4 protein-coding genes are annotated in these 3178 nt (G+C 62.1%); all 4 read left to right on the forward strand.

Going from position 1 to position 3178, the window contains the following annotated elements; all coding sequences use genetic code 11:
- A partial coding sequence (locus IL54_RS03635) for a glycosyltransferase (protein WP_037477737.1) occupies window positions 1-732 on the forward strand: 732 nt, incomplete at its 5' end.
- A 93-nt stretch (window positions 733-825) separates the two neighbouring features.
- Window positions 826-2229, forward strand: coding sequence for an NAD(P)H-dependent flavin oxidoreductase (locus IL54_RS03640; protein ID WP_037477739.1), 1404 nt, complete (start codon window positions 826-828; stop codon window positions 2227-2229).
- Complete coding sequence (locus IL54_RS03645) at window positions 2229-2441, forward strand: DUF2093 domain-containing protein (protein ID WP_037473334.1); 213 nt, start codon at window positions 2229-2231, stop codon at window positions 2439-2441. Before IL54_RS03640 ends, IL54_RS03645 begins: the two co-directional genes overlap by 1 nt.
- 416 nt (window positions 2442-2857) lie before the next feature.
- A partial coding sequence (locus tag IL54_RS22655) for a glyoxalase (protein WP_076605542.1) occupies window positions 2858-3178 on the forward strand: 321 nt, incomplete at its 3' end.

Consider the following 3178-nt stretch of genomic DNA (forward strand, 5'->3'; position numbering starts at 1 on the left):
AACCTGTTCCGCCGTATCGCGCTGCAGCGGGCGCATGGCATGGTCGTGCCGTCGGCGCGGTTGGAGACGATCGCGCGCACGGTCTGGAAACAGCCCGCGCATAAAGTGCATCTGATCCGCAACGGCATCGACGTGGCGCGCTATGCGCCGCCGCCTGCGCCGGATGCGATTCCCGGTCTGCGCCGGTCGCCGGGCAAATTGCTGGTGGGGACGCTGGCGGGGCTGCGACCGGTCAAGAATATCCCCCGGCTGGTGCGCGCCGTCGCCGCGCACAAGGACCGGCTACAATTGGTGGTGGTGGGCGAAGGCCCGGAACATGACGCGATTCTCGCCGAGGCGGCGCGGCAGGGGATGGGCGACATCCGTATGGCGGGCTTCATGGACCGGCCCTGGCGCTTCGTCGGGCTGTTCGACATTTTCGCTTTGTCGTCGGACAGCGAGCAATTCCCGATCTCGCTGGTGGAGGCGATGGCGGCGGGCGTGCCGGTCGCGTCGATGGATGTGGGCGACGTGGCCAATATGGTCGCGACGGCGAACCAGCCCTATGTCGTGGCCGACGAAGCGGGGCTGGCCGATGCGCTGGGCGCGCTCGCGGCGGATGCGGATTTGCGGGCTACCCTGGGGGCCGCCAATCGCGAGCGGGCAACCCGCGACTATGCCGAAAAAACAATGGTTGCCGCCTATGCTGCATTATATGGAGAGGCTCTGGCCAGCCCCCGGATTTTGCTTTAAGGGCCGCGCCTATTCGTCAGGAGCCGTAAGGGCTGTGTTGGGATCGCATATTCCCGGTCGACCGGCCGGGCCTTTTTGTCGCAGGAGATTTTGGTGTTCAAGGGGTTGAAGCCTATCGTCTATGGTGGCCGCGAAGTCTGGCCGCTGGTCGAAGGCGGCAAGGGCGTTGCGGTGTCCAACCATGCGAGTTCCGGTGCCTGGGCGGCGGCTGGTGGCATCGGCACGGTGTCCGCCGTCAATGCCGACAGCTATGACAGTTTCGGCAATGTCATCCCCCAAATCTATCACGGCCGCACCCGCCGCGACCGCCATGAGGAATTGGTCGCCTATGCGATCGACGGCGCGGTCGAGCAGGTCAAGCGCGCCTATGAGATTGCCGACGGCCGGGGCGCGATCAACATCAACGTGTTGTGGGAAATGGGCGGGGCGCAACGCATCCTGCATGGCGTGCTGGAAAAGACCAAGGGGATGGTCGCGGGCGTGACCTGCGGCGCGGGCATGCCATACAAGCTGTCCGAAATCGCTGCGTCCTACGGTGTCAGCTATCTGCCGATCGTGTCGTCCGGCCGCGCGTTCCGCGCGCTGTGGAAGCGATCCTATTCCAAGGCGTCGGAATGGCTGGCGGCGGTGGTCTATGAAGATCCCTGGCTGGCGGGTGGTCATAACGGCCTGTCCAACGCCGAAGATCCCAAAGTGCCGCAAGACCCCTATCCCCGCGTCAAGGCGCTGCGCGACACGATGCGCGAGGGCGGCATTTCGGATGAGGTGCCGATCGTGATGGCGGGCGGCGTCTGGGCGCTCAAGGACTGGAACGACTGGATCGACAATCCTGAATTGGGGACGATCGCTTTCCAGTTTGGCACGCGCCCGCTGCTGACGCAGGAAAGCCCGATCCCGCAGGATTGGAAGGATCTTCTGACCCAGCTAAACCCCGGCGATATCTTGTTGCACAAATTCTCGCCGACCGGCTTTTACAGTTCAGCGGTACGCAACCCGTTCTTGCGCGAGCTGGAAGCCCGGTCGGAACGGCAAATCCCGTTCAGCACCGAACAGGCGGGCGACCATACCCATCAGTTGGACGTGGGCGTCAAAGGCAAGAATTTCTGGGTGACGCTGGGCGACCTTAATCGCGCGCGCGAATGGGTGGGGCAGGGCTTTACCGCTGCGCTCAAGACGCCGGACAATACGCTGGTGTTCGTTGGCGACACGGAAAAGTCGATGATCCGCAAGGATCAGACCGATTGCATGGGGTGCCTGAGCCATTGTTCCTTCTCGTCCTGGATGGACAGCGAGACCAATTCGACCGGGCGGCTGGCCGACCCGCGCAGCTTCTGCATCCAGAAGGCGTTGCAGGAAGCGGTGCATGGCGGCGACCTGGACAAGAATCTCGTCTTCGCCGGCCATGGCGCCTATAAGTTCAAGCAGGATCCCTTCTACTCCAATGGCTTCGTGCCGACCGTCAAGCAGCTGGTCGACCGTATCCTGACGGGCGATTGATGGCGGATATTCAGGGCCTGGCCGTGCTGCGTTACGACACGCCGCATTTCGACGTCGAACGGCCGGGCCAGTTCGTGGTCTGCGCCGTGTCGGGCGCGCGGATCGACCTGGACGAGCTGAAATATTGGAGCGCGGAGTTTCAGGAAGCCTATCGCGGGCCGGAGGAAGCGACTCGCGCTTTCCTGAAACATCGCGGGCCGGATTTCCGCTAGATTTCCGCAAGCTGGCGTCTGCGGCCGGATGGGACCGCTACCAAATGACGTCAAGAGGGGTGGAATGTTGGTTCACCCTGCCGATAGGGCGATTGGCCGCAACTTTCCTGTTCCGATACGGTAAAAACTGATGTAATCTTTCCTCAGAGGCGACGCAGAGCGCCCGGCAAGTGGAAGGATGTGTTTCGATGTCTCGTATTGACGTCTTCGGTGATCGTATCTGTATCGTATCCAGCCTGCTCATCATGGGCTGGTTCCTCTACAACACGATCTTCTGATCCGGCGGACCGCGGCTTTATCGGTCATGCCTAGTTACCGATGCAGCGCGCCTGTGTCTGCCTGCCCTTTCGGGTAAGTCGGATCGAGAGCGTCGCGCGCCTATATAGCAGCACACGCCAAATAGGACAGGAGACGCAATGTTCAGCCACATCATGGTCGGTGCCAATGATATCGAGGCATCGAAAGCCTTTTACGATGCGACCTTGGCAGTGCTGGAGGCAAAGCCGGGGATGATCGATCCAAAGGGTCGTGTCATATATATGCATGATGGCGCATTATTCATGGTGACAAAGCCGATCGACGGTGCCCCGGCCTGTTCGGCCAATGGCGGCACGATCGGTTTCACCATGGCTTCGCCCGAACAGGCGGACGAATGGCATGCGGCGGGCATTGCGGCGGGCGGCACGGCCTGCGAGGATCCGCCGGGCGTCCGTGAGAGCCCTTTTGGCAAATTATAC

The organism is Sphingobium sp. ba1, from assembly GCF_000743655.1.
Lineage (GTDB): Bacteria > Pseudomonadota > Alphaproteobacteria > Sphingomonadales > Sphingomonadaceae > Sphingobium.

What these genes read in the sequence shown, in the direction of transcription:
- IL54_RS03645 (WP_037473334.1), top strand. Translation starts at nt 2,229, where the DNA reads ATGGCGGATATTCAGGGCCTGGCCGTGCTGCGTTACGACACGCCGCAT.